Here is a 19,113-nt window from a genome sequence, read left to right as displayed (position 1 = left end):
CCTGAGGAAAGCCTCGTCGTACAGATTGACCATGCAAAGGACCCGGAATGAACGATCAACTGCGCAATTCATTCACCTCGTTGGCCCCGCCGATCGTGGCGTCACCGGCCAAGCGAATCCAGGCGTTCGCCGGCGATCCCGATTTCATGACCTCGCTGGCCCGCGGGCTTGCCGTGGTGCAGGCGTTTCAGGAGCGCAAGCGCCACCTGACCATCGCCCAGATCAGCCACCGTACCGAAATCCCCCGCGCTGCCGTGCGCCGCTGCCTGCACACCCTTATCAAGCTGGGTTATGCCACCACCGATGGCCGTACCTACTCGCTGTTGCCCAAGGTGCTGACCCTGGGGCACGCCTACTTGTCGTCCACGCCGCTGGCGGTGACGGCCCAGCCGTACCTGGACCGCATGAGCGAGCAACTGCACGAGGCCTGCAACATGGCCACCCTGGAAGGCGACGACATTCTCTACATCGCGCGTTCGGCCACCACCCAGCGCCTGATCTCCGTGGACCTGGCCGTGGGCGGGCGGTTGCCGGCCTATTGCACGTCCATGGGCCGTATCCTGCTGGCGGCGCTGGACGATGTGTCGCTCAAGGATTACCTGGAGCATGTCGAACTGCAGCCCAAGACCAGCCGTACGTTGACCACTACCGAAGCGCTGCTCGAGTGCCTGCAACTGGTTCGCCAGCAGGGCTGGTGCATTGTCGACCAGGAGCTGGAGCAGGGGCTGCGGTCCATCGCGGTGCCGGTCTACGACGCCTCGGGCCAGGTACTTGCCGCCTTGAACGTCAGCACCCATGCGGGGCGCGCCAGCCGCACCGAGCTTGAACAGCGCATCCTGCCGATCATGCTCAACGCCAGCCGCGACCTCAGTGCGCAATTGTTCTCCTGACCAACCAGCCGTTGCTGTTCGATAAACGCACAGATATGCGTTTGTCGAATTGCGCCGGTTCGCGGCGCTGATTAATGTCGCCCGCACAGGCCGAACCCCGTTCGGCCTTTTCCAATAATAAAGTGCGAGAGGTTAACCTCATGACCCCCTACCGTCCCGCGTGCTGCCCGCACGTCTGCCCGCAGCGAAACCGCGGAGCCTGACCCCCGTTCCACCGCTATCTTGTTGAGTATGCAGGTCCAGAGCCGGCATACGTGCTCCTGCGCGTCTTTTGCGGAATAAGAATAATGAATCGTCCACAAGCTGCTGTAGGGAACTGCCTCGATGTGCAGTCCTTCATCAACGCCCAACCCCTGTCCCGTTACCAGTGGCGGGTGGTGATCCTGTGTTTCCTGATTGTCTTCCTGGACGGCCTGGACACGGCCGCCATGGGCTTCATTGCCCCGGCACTGTCCCAGGATTGGGGCATCGACCGCGCCAGCCTCGGCCCCGTGATGAGCGCCGCGCTGATAGGCATGGTGTTCGGTGCCCTGGGTTCCGGGCCGCTGGCCGACCGGTTTGGCCGCAAAGTAGTGCTGGTGGGCGCGGTGCTGTTGTTCGGTGCCTTCAGCCTGGCCTCGGCCTACAGCGGCAACGTCGACCAACTGCTGGTACTGCGGTTCCTGACCGGGCTGGGCCTGGGTGCGGGCATGCCCAATGCCACCACGCTGTTGTCCGAGTACACCCCGGAGCGTTTCCGTTCGCTGTTGGTCACCAGCATGTTCTGCGGTTTCAACCTGGGCATGGCCGGTGGTGGTTTCATTTCCGCCAAGCTGATCCCGGCTTATGGCTGGCATAGCCTGCTGCTGGTGGGCGGCCTGCTGCCGATCGTGCTGGGCGTGGTGCTGCTGGTGTGGCTGCCGGAATCGGCGCGCTTCCTGGTGGTGCGCAACCGGGGCACTGACCGTATTCGCCGGACCCTGGCGCCCATTGCCCCGGCGGTGGTGGCCGAAGCGGGCAGTTTCAGCGTGCCGGAACAGAAGACCGTCAAGGGCCGCAACGTGCTGGCGGTGATTTTCTCGGGTACCTACAGCGTTGGCACCCTGTTGCTGTGGCTGACCTATTTCATGGGCCTGGTGATCGTCTACCTGCTGACCAGCTGGTTGCCTACGCTGATGCGTGACAGCGGCGCGAGCATGGAGCAGGCCGCCTTCATCGGCGCGCTGTTCCAGTTCGGCGGTGTATTGAGCGCGGTGGGCGTGGGCTGGGCCATGGACCGGTTCAACCCGCACAAGGTCATTGGCACCTTCTACCTGCTGGCGGGTGTGTTCGCCTACGCCGTGGGCCAGAGCCTGGGCCATATCACGGTGCTGGCGACCCTGGTACTGGTGGCCGGCATGTGCGTGAACGGCGCGCAATCGGCGATGCCGTCCCTGGCCGCGCGTTTCTACCCCACCCAGGGCCGCGCCACCGGCGTATCGTGGATGCTGGGCATCGGTCGCTTCGGGGCTATTCTGGGTGCCTGGATGGGCGCGACCCTGCTGGGCCTGGGCTGGAACTTCGAGCAGGTGCTGACGGCGTTGGTGGTTCCGGCGGCGCTGGCTACCGCGGCGGTCATCATCAAAGGCATGGTCAGCCACGCTGACGCTACGTAAAGATTGCCTGCGGGGCAGGGGAAAGCCCGGGAAAAGGGCGCCGCGCCAGTGTTGCTGGGGCGCGGCGTTCGCTTCCGGAGCTGCGCTCGGTCCCACAGCGAAAAAGAGATGCATAGCAGGGTAAGGATTGGTTCGCTGATCGCACAAAAGGTCGATTATCGGATTGTTTAGCGAAATTCGGGAGCTTAATCTGCTACCCATTCTGGCGTGCCCCTCGCGCCTTTTTTATTTTTGAGCTGTCACCGCTCACGGCCAGATACCAGGAGAAGCTTGATGCGTGAAGTATTCATCTGCGACGCGATTCGCACCCCCATTGGCCGTTTTGGTGGTGGCTTGTCCACTGTCCGTGCGGACGACCTGGCGGCAGCGCCCATCAAGGCGCTGATCGAACGCAACCCGCAAGTCGACTGGAGCGCCGTGGACGAAGTATTCCTGGGCTGCGCCAACCAGGCCGGTGAAGACAACCGTAACGTTGCCCGCATGGCCCTGCTGCTGGCCGGCCTGCCGGAGACTATCCCCGGCGTGACCCTCAACCGCCTGTGCGCCTCGGGCATGGACGCCATCGGGACTGCGTTCCGCGCCATCGCCAGTGGCGAAATGGAGCTGGCCATCGCCGGTGGCGTGGAGTCCATGTCCCGCGCCCCGTTCGTGATGGGCAAGGCCGACGCTGCGTTCTCGCGTAACATGAAGCTGGAAGACACCACCATCGGCTGGCGCTTCATCAACCCGCTGATGAAGGCCCAGTATGGCGTCGACGCCATGCCACAGACCGCCGATAACGTCGCCGATGACTACAAGGTCTCCCGCGCCGACCAGGACGCCTTCGCCGTGCGCAGCCAGCAGCGCACCGCCGCCGCCCAGGCCGCCGGTTACTTTGCCGAAGAGATCGTGCCGGTGCGCGTCGCCCACAAAAAGGGTGAAACCATCGTCGATACCGACGAGCACCCCCGCGCCGATACCACTATCGAAACCCTGGCCAAGCTCAAGCCGGTCAATGGCCCTGACAAGACCGTCACCGCCGGCAATGCTTCGGGCGTCAACGACGGCGCGGCAGCGCTGATCCTGGCGTCGGCCGAGGCCGTGAAAAAACACGGCCTCAAGCCACGTGCCCGGGTACTGGGCATGGCCAGCGCCGGCGTCGCCCCGCGCGTCATGGGTATTGGCCCGGTGCCGGCGGTGCGCAAGCTGACCGAGCGCCTGGGCGTTGCCGTCAGCGATTTCGACGTTATTGAACTCAACGAAGCCTTCGCCAGCCAGGGTCTTGCCGTGCTGCGCGAACTGGGCATCGCCGACGACGCCCCGCAGGTCAACCCCAACGGCGGCGCCATTGCCCTGGGCCACCCGCTGGGCATGAGTGGCGCGCGTATCGTGTTGACCGCCTTGCACCAGCTGGAAAAAACCGGCGGCAAGAAAGGCCTGGCAACCATGTGCGTGGGTGTCGGCCAAGGCCTGGCACTGGCCATCGAACGCGTCTGATACAGAGCAGTCCGGTTACCCGAAATGCCCAGGAGCCTCCACGCAAGGCCCTTGGGCTTTCGGGTAATTGTTTTGTTGCAGGGGGTTGTTACGGTATATGTCTAGGCTGTACCAACCTTAACGAGTGATAAGAAGATGACAACAACTCACTACACCGGCGAAGAGCGGAGCAAACGCATCTTTGCAATCGTCGGCGCTTCCTCGGGCAACCTGGTCGAATGGTTCGACTTCTATGTGTATGCCTTCTGCGCGATCTACTTCGCGCCGCATTTCTTCCCGTCCGCCGATGCCACCGTGCAGTTGCTCAACACGGCTGGTGTGTTCGCGGCCGGTTTTCTGATGCGCCCCATCGGCGGCTGGATCTTCGGCCGCGTGGCCGACCGCCACGGCCGCAAGAACTCCATGATGATCTCGGTGCTGATGATGTGTGCCGGCTCGCTGGTGATCGCCTGCCTGCCGGGCTATGAAAGCATTGGCCTGTGGGCACCGGCCCTGCTGTTGCTGGCCCGGCTGTTCCAGGGCCTGTCGGTGGGCGGCGAGTACGGCACCACCGCCACCTACATGAGTGAAGTGGCCCTGCGCGGCCAGCGCGGTTTCTTTGCTTCCTTCCAGTACGTGACCCTGATCGGCGGCCAGTTGCTGGCCGTGCTGGTAGTGGTGATTTTGCAACAGCTGCTCAGTGAAGACGAACTGCGCGCCTGGGGCTGGCGCATCCCGTTCGTGGTGGGCGCCATCGCCGCGGTGATCTCCCTGCTGCTGCGTCGCTCGCTGAAGGAAACCACCAGCGCCGAGACTCGCCAGGACAAGGACGCCGGCAGCATCGTCGGGTTGTTCAGAAACCATACCCCGGCGTTTATTACCGTGCTGGGGTACACCGCCGGCGGCTCGCTGATTTTCTACACCTTCACCACCTACATGCAGAAGTACCTGGTGAACACCGCGGGCATGACCGCCAAGACCTCCAGTTTCGTCATGACCGGCGCACTGTTCCTGTATATGTGCATGCAGCCGCTGTTCGGCATGCTGGCGGACAAGATCGGCCGTCGCGCCTCGATGCTGTGGTTTGGCGCCCTGGGCACGCTGTTTACCCTGCCGATCCTGCTGGTACTGAAAACCGTGACCAGTCCGTTCCTGGCGTTTGTGCTGATTACCCTGGCCCTGGCCATCGTCAGCTTCTACACCTCGATCAGCGGCCTGGTGAAAGCCGAGATGTTCCCGCCGCAGGTGCGCGCCCTGGGTGTGGGCCTGGCCTATGCCGTGGCCAACGCCATTTTCGGTGGCTCGGCGGAGTTCGTGGCCCTGAGCTTCAAGAGCGGGGGTAACGAGAATGCGTTCTACTGGTACGTGACCATCATGATGGCCATCGCGTTCCTGTTCAGCCTGCGCCTGCCCAAGCAGCCGTCTTACCTGCATCACGATCACTGATCCAGATAGCGCGCCCCTGCTTGGGGGCGCGCCCTTAAGGAAGGTTTATGAGCGAGAGACCGAGCAACCAATTGTTCGATGCCTACTTCAGCGCCGATGCCATGCGCGACATCTTCTGCGACCGCGGACGGGTACAGGGCATGCTCGACTTCGAGGCGGGCCTGGCCCGTGCCGAAGCCAGGGCAGGGGTGATCCCCGCCGAAGCGGTGGCCCCGATCGAAGCGGCCTGCCAGGCCTCTCGCTACGATTATCAGGCGCTGGGCGAGGCTATCTGCAGCGCCGGCAACTCGGCGATCCCGCTGGTGAAAATGCTGGGCAAACAGATCGCCAGCCACGCGCCGGAAGCCGAGCGCTACGTGCACCTGGGCGCCACCAGCCAAGACGTGATGGACACTGGCCTGGTGCTGCAGCTGCGCGATGCCGTGCACCTGCTGGAGGAGCGCCTGGTGAAGCTGGGCGATTCGCTGGCCCGCCAGGCCGAGCGCTACAAGGCCACGCCCCTGGCCGGCCGTACGTGGTTGCAACACGCCACGCCCGTGACCCTGGGCATGAAGATCGCCGGTTGGCTGGGGGCCGTCACCCGCAGCCGCCAGCGTCTGCAGGAACTCAAGCCGCGCTTGCTGGTGCTGCAGTTCGGTGGCGCGTCTGGCTCCCTGGCCGCCCTGGGCGACCACGCCATGCCGGTGGCCGAAGCGCTTGCGCAAGAGCTGCGACTGACCCTGCCTGAACAACCCTGGCACACCCAGCGCGACCGCCTGGTGGAGTTCGGTTCGGTGCTGGGCCTGATCGCCGGCAGCCTGGGCAAGCTGGGCCGCGATGTCAGCCTGCTGATGCAGACCGAAGCCGCCGAGGTGTTCGAGCCGTCGGCTCCGGGCAAGGGCGGCTCTTCGACCATGCCGCACAAGCGCAACCCGGTAGGCGCGGCCGTACTGATCGGCGCCGCTACCCGTGTGCCGGGCCTGGTGTCGACCCTGTTCGCCGCCATGCCTCAGGAGCACGAGCGCAGCCTGGGCCTGTGGCATGCCGAATGGGACACCCTGCCGGAGATATGCTGCCTGGTGGCCGGTGCCCTGGAGCAGGCGCAGTTGTTCGCCGACGGCCTGGAGGTGGACGCCGCGCGCATGCTCAAGAACCTGGACCTGACCCAAGGCCTGGTGCTGGCCGAAGCGGTCAGCATTGTTCTGGCCCAGCGCCTGGGCCGCGACACTGCCCACCATTTGCTGGAACAGTGCTGCAAGCGCGCCGTGGCCGAAAAGCGCCACCTGCGGGCGGTGCTCGGTGATGAGCCGAAGGTGACCGCCGAACTTTCCGCGGACGAGCTTGATCGTCTGCTCGACCCCGCGCACTACCTGGGCCAGGCGACTGTCTGGGTCGAGCGTGCCGTGGCAGAACATTCCCGTTTTAGTGCCTGAGGAGAACCTGTTGTGGGCAAGATCCAACTCGCTGATGGTGAACTGAATTACCAACTTGATGGCCCGGCTGACGCGCCGGTGCTGGTGATGTCCAACTCCCTGGGCACCTCCCTGGGCATGTGGGACACGCAGATCGCCGGCCTGACCCAGCACTTTCGCGTGCTGCGTTACGACACCCGTGGCCATGGCCAATCGCTGGTCACCGAAGGCCCTTACAGCATCGAGCAACTGGGCGGTGACGTGATCGCCCTGCTGGACGCCTTGCACATTGACCGCGCGCACTTCTGCGGCCTGTCCATGGGTGGCCTGATCGGCCAATGGCTGGGCATCAACGCGGGCGAGCGCCTGAACCGGTTGATCGTCTGCAACACCGCGGCGAAAATCGGCAATCCTGATGTGTGGAACCCACGCATCGAGACCGTGCTGCGCGACGGCCAGGCTGCCATGGTGGCCCTGCGCGATGCCTCCATCGCCCGCTGGTTCACCCCCGACTACGCCGAGGCGAACCCGGCTGAAGCCAAGCGCATCACCGACATGCTGGCCGCTACGTCGCCCCAGGGTTATGCCGCCAACTGCGCCGCCGTGCGCGACGCCGATTACCGCGAGCAACTGGGCAGCATCAAGGTGCCGACCCTGGTCATCGCCGGTACCGGTGATGCGGTCACCACGCCGGCGGACGGGCGCTTCCTGCAAGAACATATCAAAGGTGCCGAGTACGCCGAGTTCTACGCGGCGCACCTGTCCAACGTGCAGGTAGGCGAAGCCTTCACCCAGCGCGTGCTGGATTTCCTGCTGGCCAAACACTGATTTCGAGGAGCCGTCCGTGGACGAGAAAGAACGCTACAACGAAGGCATGAAAGTTCGCCGCGCCGTGCTGGGCGATGCCCACGTGGATCGCAGCCTGACCAACATCACCGAGTTCAACGGTGAGTTCCAGGAAATGATCACCCGTCACGCCTGGGGTGACATCTGGACCCGCCCAGGCCTGCCGCGTCACACCCGCAGCCTGATCACCATTGCCATGCTGATCGGCATGAACCGCAACGACGAGCTCAAGTTGCACCTGCGCGCCGCCGCCAACAATGGCGTCACCCGTGCCGAGATCAAGGAGGTGCTGATGCAGAGCGCCATCTATTGCGGCATTCCGGCCGCCAACGCCACCTTCCACCTGGCCGAGTCGGTGTGGGACGAGTTGGGCGTCGAGTCCCGCGAGTAATCGCAAAAGGCTGAAACGCAAAAAGGGCGATGAGGAATCATCGCCCTTTTTGCGTTTTGTGCGAGCCGTATTCCGAGCTTCGCCTGGTCCCTGCCGGAATCAGAGGATGCTGATCGGGTACGAAACGATCACGCGGTTCTCGTTGAACTGGCTGGTGCCGTAGTCACGGCGCATGCTCGAGTTGCGCCACCGCAGGTTCAGGTCCTTGAGGGTGCCGTCCTGGAAGGTGTAGGCAATTTCCGATTCGCGACCCCACTCACTGCCACCGTCGATGGTCGCGGTGTGGATGTTGTCACCGTGGATATAGCGGTTCATCAGGGTCAGGCCGGGAATGCCCACGGCGGCGAAGTTGTAGTCATGACGCAGCTGCCAGGAGCGCTCCTGGGCGTTGTCGTAGCTGGAGTTGTAGCTGTCGTTGGCCAGGGTGCCGCCGCTGGTGCCGTTGACGCGCATCCAGTTGCTGTCGCCGGTCAGCTTCTGCAAGCCCACGTAGAACGTGCTGCCGCCATACTTGGCCGAGAGCAGGGCCGAGTAGGTGTTGTTGTCCAGCTTGCCGTCCAGCGCGCTGCCGTCGTCGCTGCCGTGGAAGTAACCCAGGTTGGCCCCCAGTACCCAGGCGCCGACCGGTTGCGAATGCACCAGTTGCACATATTGCTGGTGGTAGATGTCTTCGAGTTGCGCGTACCACACGCCGACCAGGGTGCGCTTGTCGTTGAAGGTGTACTCGGCGCCGGCGAAGTTGAAGCGGTCCGACTCGTGGCTGGTGTTGCCGGTCAACTGCATGGGGTTCATGCTGCCGTCGTTGCGCGGGCTGTTGTCGCGGAACTGGCCGCCGTACAGGGTCAGGTTAGTGATTTCCTTGGAGGTAAGCTGCGCGCCGCGGAAGGTCTGCGGCAGCGAACGGCCGTCGTCCGAACGCAGGATAGGCAGCACCGGCATCCACTCGCCGATTTTCAGTTCAGTGTTGGACACCTTGGCTTTCAGGGCCACGCCAAGGCGGCCGAAGTTGTCAGCCGGGTTGCCATCGCTGTCCAGGGGCAGCAGCTGGGTACCGCCGGTGCCGCCACCACCGTCGAGTTTCTGCGAGTACAGGCCCAGCACGTCGACACCGAAGCCCACCACGCCCTGGGTGAAGCCCGACTTGGCATCGAGGATGAAGTTCTGCGTCCATTCGGCCTGGGTGCCTTGTGGCGCCTGGCTGTCGGTGAAGTTGCGGCCGAAGTAGAAGTTGCGCAGGGTCAGGTTGACCTTGGCGTCTTCCAGGAAGCCATGGGCGTCGTCTGCCAGCACGGGCAGGGAAGAGCCAGCGATGGCCAGGGCGATGAGACTGCGGGTGTAGGACGAGCGAGTGATGGCTTTCATTATTGTTGTGGTCTCTCTAATTATTGGCAACAGGATGCCGTCGCGACGATTGTTCAGTTCGTCGTGATTCATGCAGCGTTCGCGAATGCGGGGTAAATCAGAGGCGCAGCGGGGCTTGAATAAGCATGGTGGCGTTTCCTGTTGTTATTGTCTTTGTGTGTACGGGATCGGGTGAATCCTTCACTGTCCTGTTGAGCGGATGGTGCTTGCTCGCCGGGGGTGAATCAATCTGTCGCACCGCAAACAGGGCGATAAACGAACACTAACTAACTCGTTAGTTTCAATCAAGACGTTTCAATATGTTAACAGGTGTGTTTATAGCATCGTTTCTGACAGAAATGTCATAAATTCATCAGTTGTCGTACCTCTTTTTTGGGCCTTGGTTTGAGTTTCCATCAAGCCATGCACCTTGCAGCCCCACCCAGAAAGCGAACCAAAAAAAACCCGCCAACTAAGGCGGGCTTTTCTTCACACAGCTGAATCAGCCCTTCGGCGTCTGCGCTTGCGCCTGCTCTTGCTGAGCTTGCGCCTGCCCGGTCTGCTGGTACCAGCCACCGCCCAGCGCCTTGTACAGGTTGACCTCGCTGGTCAACTGCGAAAGGCGGTCGCTGATGGCCGACTGCTGGGCGCTGAACAGCGAGCGCTGGGCGTCCAGGAAGGTCAGGTTGCTGTCGACACCGATGCGGTAGCGACGCTCGGCCAGGCGGTAGTAGTCCTGGTTGGCTTGCACCAGGTCTTTCTGTGCCTGCAACTGCTCTTTGTAGGTCTTGCGTGCCGCCAGGCCGTCGGAGACTTCCTGGAAAGCCGTCTGGATGGCTTTCTCGTAGTTGGCGACGTTGATGTCCTTCTGGATCTTCGCGTAGTCCAGGCTGGCTCGCAGGCTGCCGGCGTTGAAGATCGGCAGGTTGATGGCCGGTGCGAAGGTCCACGCGCCCTGGCCACCCTTGAACAGGTTGCCCAGGTCGGAGCTGGCGCTGCCCGCCGAAGCGGTCAGTGTGATGCTCGGGAAGAATGCTGCCCGCGCCGCGCCGATGTTGGCGTTGGCTGCCTTGAGGGCATGTTCGGCTTCAAGAATATCCGGACGACGCTGCAGCAGGTCCGACGGCAGGCCGGCCGGTACTTCGGTCAGCAGGTTGCCATCGAGCGGCTGCGGCTTGGCCAGGTTGGCCGGCAGCGGGCCGCCGAGCAACAGCACCAGGGCGTTTTCGTCCTGGGCTACCTGGCGCTGGTATTTGGACAGGCTGACGCGCGCGGTTTCCACCGACGTGCGAGCCTGGGCCAGGTCCAGCGCCGAGGACACGCCGACTTCGCTGCTGCGCGCTGTCAGACGGTAGCTTTCTTCGAACGCCTTGAGGGTGTCTTCGGTCAGCTTCAGCAGGCTCTGGTCGGCCTGCCAGGTGTAATAGGCGTTGGCAACGCTGGCCACCAGGCTGATCTGCGTGGAGCGCCGGGCTTCCTCGCTCGACAGGTAGGTTTCCAGGGCTTGCTGGCTGAGGCTGCGCACACGGCCCCACAGGTCCAGCTCGTAGGAGCTGATACCCAGGTTGGCGGTGTACTCGCCACCCACCGCGACCTGGCCGGTGGAGCTCAGGTCGGCCGGTGTGCGGGCACGGGTGCCGGTGACGTTGGCGCTGACCGCCGGGAACAGGTCCGCACGCTGGATGCGGTACTGCGCCTGGTAGGCCTGCACGTTGAGGATCGCCACTTTCAGGTCGCGGTTGTTCACCAGCGACGCCTGGATCAGTTGCTGCAACGCCTGGTCATGGAAGAACTGCTGCCAGCCTTGTTCGGCGGCGGCCATGCTCGCCGCCTGGGCCGGCGAATACGCCGGGCCCTGCGGGTACTGCGCCGCCACCGGGGCGGCGGGCTGCTTGTAATCCGGGATCAGCGAGCAGCCACTGAGGATGGCCGCGGCGACCGCGATAGACACTAGGGACTTGCTCATTGCCCAGCCTCGTTACGTGGAGTTTCAGTCGACCCGATCGCTTCATGCGATGCGTGCTCGTCCTTCTTGCGCTTGTCACCGAACAGCGTCGAGACCGAGACGAAGAACAGCGGTACCCAGAACAGTGCCAGGGACGTGGCTGTCAGCATACCGCCGATCACACCGGTACCGATGGCATGTTGGCTACCAGAGCCGGCGCCATGGGAGATGGCCAGTGGCACTACGCCCAGAATGAACGCCAGGGAGGTCATGATGATCGGACGCAGACGCATCCGGCAAGCCTCGATAGCCGCCTCGGTGTAGGTGCGGCCCTGCTCGTGCAACTCCTTGGCGAACTCGACGATCAGAATGGCGTTCTTCGCCGCCAGGCCCACCGTCGTCAACAGACCCACCTGGAAGTACACGTCGTTGGACAGCCCACGCAGGCTGGTGGCCAGCAGCGCACCAATGATACCCAGCGGTACCACCAGGATGACCGCGATCGGGATCGACCAGCTTTCATACAGGGCAGCCAGGCAGAGGAACACCATCAACATCGAAATGGCGTACAGCGCGGGCGCCTGGGAGCCAGACAGGCGTTCTTCATAGCTCAGGCCCGTCCAGGCCAGGCCAACGCCCTTGGGCAGTTTGGCGGCAATACGCTCCACTTCAGCCATGGCTTCACCGGAGCTGTAGCCTGGGGCAGGGGCGCCGAGAATCTCGACACCTTCCACACCGTTGTAGCGGGCCAGTTTGGGCGAGCCGTAGATCCACTTGCCGCTGGCGAAGGCCGAGAACGGAACCATGGTGCCGGCGCTGTTGCGCACATACCACTTGTTCAGGTCTTCAGGGGTCATGCGCGAATTGGCCTGGCCCTGCACATACACCTTCTTCACCCGACCGCGGTCGATGAAGTCGTTGACGTAGCTGCCGCCCAACGCCACCGACAGGGTGGTGTTGATGTCAGCGATGGTCACGCCCTGGGCGCTGGCACGCTCGTCGTCGATTTCCAGCTGGAACTGCGGTTCGTCGTTCAGGCCGTTCGGACGGGTCTGGGTGAGGATCTTGCTTTGCGCGGCCATGCCCAGGAACTGGTTGCGAGCTTCCATCAGCTTGTCGTGGCCGATACCGGCGCGGTCCTGCAGGTAGATGTCGAAACCGGTGGCGTTACCCAGTTCCAGTACCGCAGGTGGCACGAAGGCGAACACCATGGCGTCGCGCAGGCTGAAGAAGTGCTGTTGCGCACGCGCGGCCAGGGCAGCGGCGGTATTGTCGGCGTTACGCTCATCCCAGGGTTTGAGCATGATGAAGGCCATGCCGGAGCTCTGGCCGCGCCCGGCGAAGTTGAAGCCGTTCACGGTGAACACCGAGTTGACCGCACCTTTCTCGTCATCGAGCAGGTACTTGCGCATGTCATCGATAACGGTCTGCGTACGTTGGGCGGTAGAGCCTGGCGGAGTTTGTACCTGGGCGAAAATAACCCCTTGGTCTTCCTCGGGCAGGAACGAGGTAGGGATGCGTGTGAACAGCCACGCCATGCCCACCACGATCAGCACATAGGCCAGCAGGTAGGGAATCTTGCGACGCAGCACGTGGCCCACGCCCGCTTCATATTTCCGCACGCCGCTGTCGAAGGTGCGGTTGAACCAGTTGAAGAAACGGCCGTGTTTGTGGTGGTCTTCGCCTTTCTTGATCGGCGCCAGCATGGTGGAACACAACGCTGGGGTGAAGATCAGGGCGACCAGTACCGACAAGGCCATGGCCGAGACGATCGTGATCGAGAACTGGCGGTAGATCACACCGGTGGAACCACCGAAAAACGCCATCGGCAACAGCACGGCCGACAGCACCATGGCGATACCTACCAGCGCGCCCTGGATCTGACCCATGGACTTCTTGGTGGCTTCCTTGGGTGACAGGCCCTCTTCGGCCATTACCCGTTCGACGTTCTCCACCACGACGATGGCGTCGTCCACCAATAGACCGATGGCCAGCACCATGCCGAACATGGTCAGGGTGTTGATGGTGAAGCCTGCGGCCGCCAGGATACCGAAGGTACCCAGCAACACCACCGGTACAGTCATGGTGGTGATGATGGTGGCGCGGAAGTTCTGCAGGAACAGGTACATCACCAGGAACACAAGGATGATCGCCTCGACCAGGGTTTCCACCACGTTATGGATCGAGGTGGTGACCACTGGCGTGGTGTCATACGGGAACACGGCCTTCACGCCAGGCGGGAAGAACGGTTCCAGGTCGGCGATGGTCTGGCGGATCGCCTTGGCGGTGTCCAGCGCGTTGGCGCCGGTGGCCAGTTTGATCGCCAGGCCCGATGCCGGCGCACCGTTGAACTGTGCGTCGATACTGTAGTTTTCGCCGCCCAGACCGACCTCGGCGACGTCGCCCACGCGCACCTGGGAGCCATCGGTGTTGACCTTGAGGAAGATGTTGCGGAACTGCTCGGCGGTCTGCAGACGCGTCTTGCCAATGATCGTGGCGTTCAGTTCCTGGCCCGCAACGGCTGGCAAACCGCCGAGCTGACCGGACGACACCTGGACGTTCTGCGCCGAAATGGCGGTGGAAACGTCACCCGGCGTCAGCTGGTACTTGTTGAGCTTGGCCGGATCCAGCCAGATACGCATGGCGTACTGGGCACCGAACACCTGGAAGTCACCCACACCGGAGGTGCGGGAGATCGGGTCCTGCATGTTGGACACGATGTAGTTGCTCAGGTCGTCCTTGCCCATGCTGCCATCGGTGGACACCAGGCCCACCACCATCAGGAAGTTCTTCACCGCCTTGGTCACACGGATACCCTGTTGCTGCACTTCTTGGGGCAGCAGCGGGGTCGCCAGGTTCAGCTTGTTCTGCACCTGTACCTGGGCGATGTCAGGGTTGGTGCCCTGGTTGAAGGTGGCGGTAATGGTCATGCTGCCGTCGGAGTTACTTTCCGAGGCCACATAGCGCAGGTTGTCGATACCGTTGAGCTGTTGCTCGATCACCTGGACCACGGTGTCCTGCACGGTCTGTGCGGACGCGCCCGGGTAGGTCACCTGGATGGCGATGGCAGGTGGCGCGATCGCCGGATACTGGTTGATCGGCAGTTTGAGAACCGACAAGGCACCGACCAGCATGATCACCAGGGCAATCACCCAGGCGAAAATCGGACGGTCGATAAAGAATTTCGACATGGTTTACTCCCCTTTGCCGCCGGTGGACGCTTGGTTGGCGGCGGCAGGGTCAGCAGGTTTGACGTTGGTCGCTTCGGTTGCCTTGACCTCATCGCCAGGCTTGACGTACTGCAGGCCTTCGGTGATCAGGCGGTCGCCGGCCTTCAGGCCATCTTCCACAAGCCACTGAGTACCGACGGTGTGGCTGGCCTTGAGCTCGCGCAGTTCCACTTTGTTCTGAGCATTGACAACCAGCGCGGTCGGGACGCCCTTGAGGTCACGTGTCACGCCCTGTTGCGGGGCCAGGATAGCCTGGGCGGCGACGCCGGCTTCCAGCTTCGCATGTACGAACATGCCAGGCAGCAGGGTGTGGTCCGGGTTCGGGAACACAGCGCGCAAGGTCACGGAACCGGTCGTCTCATCAACCGACACTTCCGAAAACTCCAGCTTGCCTTCGACGCCGTAATTGCTGCCGTCCTCAAGCTTGAGCTGCACCTTGGCGGCATTGTCGCCGGCTTTCTTCAGGGCACCGCTGGCCAGTTCACGACGCAGCTTGAGGATTTCCGCCGAGGACTGGGTCACGTCGACGTAGATCGGGTCCAGTTGCTGGATGGTTGCCATGGCGTCGGTCTGGCCGCTGGTCACCAGGGCGCCTTCGGTCACGCCGGAACGGCCGATGCGGCCGGTGATCGGCGCCAGCACCTTGGTGTAGCGCATGTTGATCTGCGCAGTCATCAGCGTAGCTTCGTTCTGCAGCTGGGTGGAACGGGCGTTGTCGTATTCCTGACGGCTGACGGCCTGTTCATTGATCAACTGCTTGTAGCGGTCTGCCAGGGCCTTGGAAGACTGCACACTGGCCTGGGCGCTGGCCAGGGTGGCCTCGTACACCGACGGGTCGATCTGGTACAGCTGCTGGCCGGCCTTGACGTCCGTACCTTCAGTGAACATGCGCTTGAGGATGATGCCATTGACCTGAGGACGGACTTCAGCCACACGGAATGCGGTGGTGCGGCCCGGCAGTTCGTTGGTCAGTGTGTAGGCTTGTGGTTGCAGGGTCACGACGCCGACCTGGGGAGTCTGCGGGGCAGGGGCCGCTTCTTCCTTTTTACAGCCGCTGAGCAAGGAGGCCAGGGCGACGGCGGAAACCAGAGCGGTAACAGCTGGCTTGAATTGCATGAAGATCCTCGGGTCAGGAGCGCAGGGAGCGCTCAAGCATAGTGGAAAAGACAAAAAATCGTTGCGACTAGATAAGTAGCTTACTAACGAATATACTTACATTCATGGTTGTTTGTAAACACCCGAAACATCCGCAAACGGATCGCCGGGCCACGATTAGCTAGCGCGGGAGCAGGCATTACAAGCGCCGCCCCGACTCGACCCCGTCTGCCTACCCGCAGCGCGGCCCCAGAAAGAGGTTTTTACTGCCATGGTCCGTCGTACCAAAGAGGAAGCCCAGGAGACCCGGAACCAGATTCTCGAAGCTGCCCAGAAGGCGTTTTACGAGCGTGGCGTTTCGCGCACCACCCTGGCGGACATCGCCGCGTTGGCGGGCGTGACCCGCGGGGCGATCTATTGGCACTTCAGCAACAAGGCTGACCTGGTGCAGGCGATGCTCGATTCGCTTCACGAGCCGTTGGACGAGTTGGCGCGGGCCAGCGAAAGCGAGCAGGAGGTTGATCCATTGGGCTGCCTTCGCACGTTGCTGGTGCATTTGTTCCAGCAGGTGGCGCTGGACCCGACGACTCGGCGCATCAACGAAATCATGTTTCATAAGTGCGAGTTCACCGACGAAATGTGTGACATTCGGCGCCAGCGGCAAGCCGCCAGCCTGGACTGCAACGTTCGCATCGAGCTGTCCCTGCGCAATGCCGTCAACCGTGGCCAATTGCCCGTAAACCTGGATACCGCCCGCGGCGCGGTGGTCTTGCATGCGTATATTGATGGCATGCTGGGGCAGTGGTTGCTGGTGCCCGAGAGTTTCGAGCTGCACCAGCAGGCCGAAAAGTGGGTTGACGCATGTTTCGACATGCTGCGCTTGAGCCCAGCGCTGCGCAAATGAAAGTGTGATTCGAGTTGTATCAACGTATAAGCTGATAGCAGAATTACTGTATATGGGCTGTGTGCCATTATCCACGGGCCGACGCCATTTGAATAGTTAGCGGGCTATGTATTTTCCCGCCGTTGCCGCCGAGCGTGTGAATGACGTCGCAGAACAGCCTGCTCACTGGAAACGACCAGCCCCTCAAAGGCATCGGCTTGATCTGCCTGGCGGTGCTGTTGTTCGCCAGCCATGATGCCTTGTCCAAGTTCCTGTCCGGCATTTACCCCATTGTCCTGGTGGTATGGGCGCGCTATGTCGTGCATACCCTGTTGATGCTGGTGGTGTTCGTGCCCCGCAGCGGGTTTTCCAGCATTGTGCGTACCCGGCGCCCGGGCCTTCAACTGTTGCGGGCGGTCTGCCTGATCGGCACCAGCCTGCTGTTTACTACCGGCCTGCGCTATATCCCGCTGGCCGAGGCGACTTCGGTCAACTTCCTGGCGCCCTTGCTGGTAACGGCGTTATCCGTGGTGGTACTGGGCGAGAAGGTCACCCGCAGCCAGTGGCTGGCGGTACTGGGTGGGTTTGTCGGGGTGTTGATCGTAGTGCGCCCCGGTGGTGACCTGTTTACCCCGGCGATTCTGTTTCCCCTGGGGTCGGCGTTGTGCTTCGGCATTTACCAGCTGATCACCCGCAAGCTCAGCGACATCGACAGCCCCACCACCAGCAACTTCCTTGCTGGCATATTCAACAGCCTGATCATGACGGCGTTGTTACCGTTTTTCTGGGTGACCCCGGATTGGTTGCATGCCTTGTTCATGATCGGCCTCGGTACCTGCGGCATGCTGGGCCACCTCTTGCTGACCAAGGCCTTCCTGCATGCCGCGCCCGCCATGCTGGCGCCGTTCAGTTATGGGCAGATCCTGTTTGCCGGGATATACGGCTACCTGATCTTCGATCACACCCCGGATACCTGGGCGCTGAGCGGGATCGGGGTGATTTGCCTGAGTGGGTTGGCCGTGGCGTGGGGCCAACGGCGACGGTGATGCCGCAGGCCTCGCTGCCCCGCGCGCCTGCAGGAGAAGCGCTCAACGCCCCCGCAACACCCGGTTCGGCATCGCCACCGCCGCCGCCAACCCCAGCAGCGATACCGCCGCGCTGGCCAGCAACAGGTGCCGGAAGGTGGCCAGCAGTTCCCCGCGCAGTGCGTTCTGCGCCGCACCGCTGGCCGCATTGAGGCTGGACAGCAAGGCATTGCCCGTTGCCCCTTCCGGCCCCAGTTCCAGGCCATGCAACAGCCCCAGCAGCAACGCCGACATGCAGGCCACACCCACGGCCCCACCCAGCGAGCGGAACAGGTTGGTAGTGCTGGTGCCCACGCCGATGTCCTGCTGTTGCACCGCGTTCTGCGCGCCTACCAGTGAGGTGGGGAATTGCAAGCCCGCGGCGAAGCCGGTCAGCAGCATGAACGCCCCACTCAGCCACAGCCACTGGGGCGGGGTGAAGGCCAGGCCGAGGATGCCCAGGGGCATCAGCACGGCACCGGTCAGGATCACCGGTTTGTAATGCCCGGTACTCGCCGTCCTGCGCCCGCCCAGGAAGGCACCGATGGGCAGGCCGATGGCCAGCGGCAACACGTCCAGGGCGGCGCTGTCGGCGCCCGCGCCGGTCACGGTCTGAAAGCGCAGGGGAATCAGCACCGACAGGGAGATGGCCTGGAAGGCGGTGAAAAAAACCGTGCACCAGCACAACACGGCCGGGCGGATGCTGAACAGGTGCATCGGCAGCAACGGCTCCGGGGCTCGGCGTTCATGGACCACGAACAGGCTCAAGGCCGCCAGTGCCACCAGCAGTGGCCCCCACACCGGCGAAGCACTGAAGGTGCGCCCCTGGCCAAGTTCGGTGATGCCCAGCAGCAAGGCCGTCAGGCCGATGATCATCAGCGCGGTGCCCAGGTAATCGATGATCGGCTGGCGGCGCTTCACCGCCAGGCCCACCAGGGTGTGCCGTGCATACAGCCATGCGCCCAGGCCCAGCGGCAGGTTGAGCAGGAAGATCCAGCGCCATGACAGGTATTCGGTCATGTAGCCGCCCAGTACTGGGCCGGCGACGCTTGCCGCGGCATACATGCTGCTGAAATAGCCCTGGTAGCGCCCGCGTTCACGGGGCGGCACGAAGTCGCCGATGATTGCCTGGCTGACCGAGACCATGCCCCCGGCACCGATGCCCTGGACAATGCGCGCCAGCACCAGTTGTTCCATGCTCTGGGCCATGGCGCAGAACAGCGAGGCCAGGGTGAAAAGCGCCAGACCGGTGAGGATCATCAACCGGCGGCCATACAGGTCACCGAACTTGCCATAGATAGGCACGGCCACGGTCATGGCTACCATGTAGCCGGAGATCACCCAGGCCAGCAGGTTGACGTCGTTGAACTGCGCGGAAATCGCCGGCATCGAGACGGCGACGATGGTCTGGTCCAGGGCGCCAAGGAAGATCGACAGCATCAGCGCAGTCAGTACGCTGCGCAAGGCCGGTTGCGGGTGGTTGAGGTTGGTCACGGGAGCAG

14 protein-coding genes are annotated in these 19,113 nt (G+C 62.9%); 9 read left to right on the top strand and 5 right to left on the bottom strand.

Going from position 1 to position 19,113, the window contains the following annotated elements; genetic code table 11:
* Nucleotides 1–47 precede the first annotated feature (47 nt).
* From pcaR to pcaC, 7 genes are all read left to right on the top strand, one after another.
* Nucleotides 48–890, top strand: coding sequence for a pca regulon transcriptional regulator PcaR (gene pcaR, locus QBK88_RS02590; RefSeq protein ID WP_268148654.1), 843 nt, complete (start codon nucleotides 48–50; stop codon nucleotides 888–890).
* Nucleotides 891–1,177: 287 nt separating this feature from the next.
* A complete protein-coding gene (locus QBK88_RS02585; protein WP_277960800.1) occupies nucleotides 1,178–2,524 on the top strand; it encodes an MFS transporter in 1,347 nt (448 codons plus the stop codon).
* 270 nt (nucleotides 2,525–2,794) lie between these two features.
* On the top strand, nucleotides 2,795–4,000 hold the full coding sequence (pcaF, locus tag QBK88_RS02580; RefSeq protein ID WP_268148658.1) for a 3-oxoadipyl-CoA thiolase: 1,206 nt from the start codon (nucleotides 2,795–2,797) through the stop codon (nucleotides 3,998–4,000).
* 135 nt (nucleotides 4,001–4,135) lie between these two features.
* Complete coding sequence (locus QBK88_RS02575) at nucleotides 4,136–5,425, top strand: MFS family transporter (protein WP_277960799.1); 1,290 nt, start codon at nucleotides 4,136–4,138, stop codon at nucleotides 5,423–5,425.
* Between the two features lie 47 nt (nucleotides 5,426–5,472).
* On the top strand, nucleotides 5,473–6,837 hold the full coding sequence (locus QBK88_RS02570) for a 3-carboxy-cis,cis-muconate cycloisomerase (protein ID WP_277960798.1): 1,365 nt from the start codon (nucleotides 5,473–5,475) through the stop codon (nucleotides 6,835–6,837).
* Between the two features lie 12 nt (nucleotides 6,838–6,849).
* Nucleotides 6,850–7,644: a 3-oxoadipate enol-lactonase gene (gene pcaD / locus QBK88_RS02565; protein WP_277960797.1), complete on the top strand. Its 795-nt coding sequence runs from the start codon at nucleotides 6,850–6,852 to the stop codon at nucleotides 7,642–7,644.
* A gap of 16 nt (nucleotides 7,645–7,660) precedes the next feature.
* A complete protein-coding gene (gene pcaC, locus QBK88_RS02560; protein ID WP_008365528.1) occupies nucleotides 7,661–8,053 on the top strand; it encodes a 4-carboxymuconolactone decarboxylase in 393 nt (130 codons plus the stop codon).
* A 99-nt stretch (nucleotides 8,054–8,152) separates the two neighbouring features.
* Here pcaC and QBK88_RS02555 read toward each other — a convergent pair whose 3' ends face one another.
* From QBK88_RS02555 to QBK88_RS02540, 4 genes are all read right to left on the bottom strand, one after another.
* Nucleotides 8,153–9,415: an OprD family porin gene (locus QBK88_RS02555; protein WP_277960796.1), complete on the bottom strand. Its 1,263-nt coding sequence runs from the start codon at nucleotides 9,413–9,415 to the stop codon at nucleotides 8,153–8,155.
* A gap of 481 nt (nucleotides 9,416–9,896) precedes the next feature.
* Nucleotides 9,897–11,360 carry an AdeC/AdeK/OprM family multidrug efflux complex outer membrane factor gene (gene adeC / locus QBK88_RS02550; RefSeq protein WP_277960795.1) on the bottom strand — a complete coding sequence of 488 codons (1,464 nt, stop codon included), beginning with the start codon at nucleotides 11,358–11,360 and terminating at the stop codon, nucleotides 9,897–9,899.
* Entirely contained in the window at nucleotides 11,357–14,530 is a 3,174-nt protein-coding gene (locus tag QBK88_RS02545; protein ID WP_277960794.1) for an efflux RND transporter permease subunit, read from the bottom strand. The genes adeC and QBK88_RS02545 overlap by 4 nt, the downstream gene beginning before the upstream one ends.
* Before the next feature lie 3 nt (nucleotides 14,531–14,533).
* On the bottom strand, nucleotides 14,534–15,685 hold the full coding sequence (locus tag QBK88_RS02540; protein WP_277960793.1) for an efflux RND transporter periplasmic adaptor subunit: 1,152 nt from the start codon (nucleotides 15,683–15,685) through the stop codon (nucleotides 14,534–14,536).
* Nucleotides 15,686–15,935: 250 nt separating this feature from the next.
* On the opposite strand from QBK88_RS02540, the gene QBK88_RS02535 reads away from it, so the two are divergent.
* Complete coding sequence (locus QBK88_RS02535) at nucleotides 15,936–16,568, top strand: TetR family transcriptional regulator (protein WP_277960792.1); 633 nt, start codon at nucleotides 15,936–15,938, stop codon at nucleotides 16,566–16,568.
* 140 nt (nucleotides 16,569–16,708) lie between these two features.
* Nucleotides 16,709–17,593 (top strand): DMT family transporter, encoded by an 885-nt coding sequence (locus QBK88_RS02530; RefSeq protein ID WP_277960791.1) that lies wholly within the window; start codon nucleotides 16,709–16,711, stop codon nucleotides 17,591–17,593.
* A gap of 42 nt (nucleotides 17,594–17,635) precedes the next feature.
* On the opposite strand, the gene QBK88_RS02525 is transcribed toward QBK88_RS02530, so the two are convergent.
* Nucleotides 17,636–19,105: an MDR family MFS transporter gene (locus QBK88_RS02525; protein ID WP_277960790.1), complete on the bottom strand. Its 1,470-nt coding sequence runs from the start codon at nucleotides 19,103–19,105 to the stop codon at nucleotides 17,636–17,638.
* Nucleotides 19,106–19,113: the final 8 nt, after the last annotated feature.

Origin of the sequence: Pseudomonas sp. RIT-To-2 (genome assembly GCF_029623465.1) — a bacterium.
Taxonomy (GTDB): Bacteria; Pseudomonadota; Gammaproteobacteria; order Pseudomonadales; family Pseudomonadaceae; genus Aquipseudomonas; species Aquipseudomonas silvicola.
The sequence above is the reverse complement of the archived record's forward strand: the minus strand, read 5'-3'. Positions and strand labels throughout refer to the sequence as shown.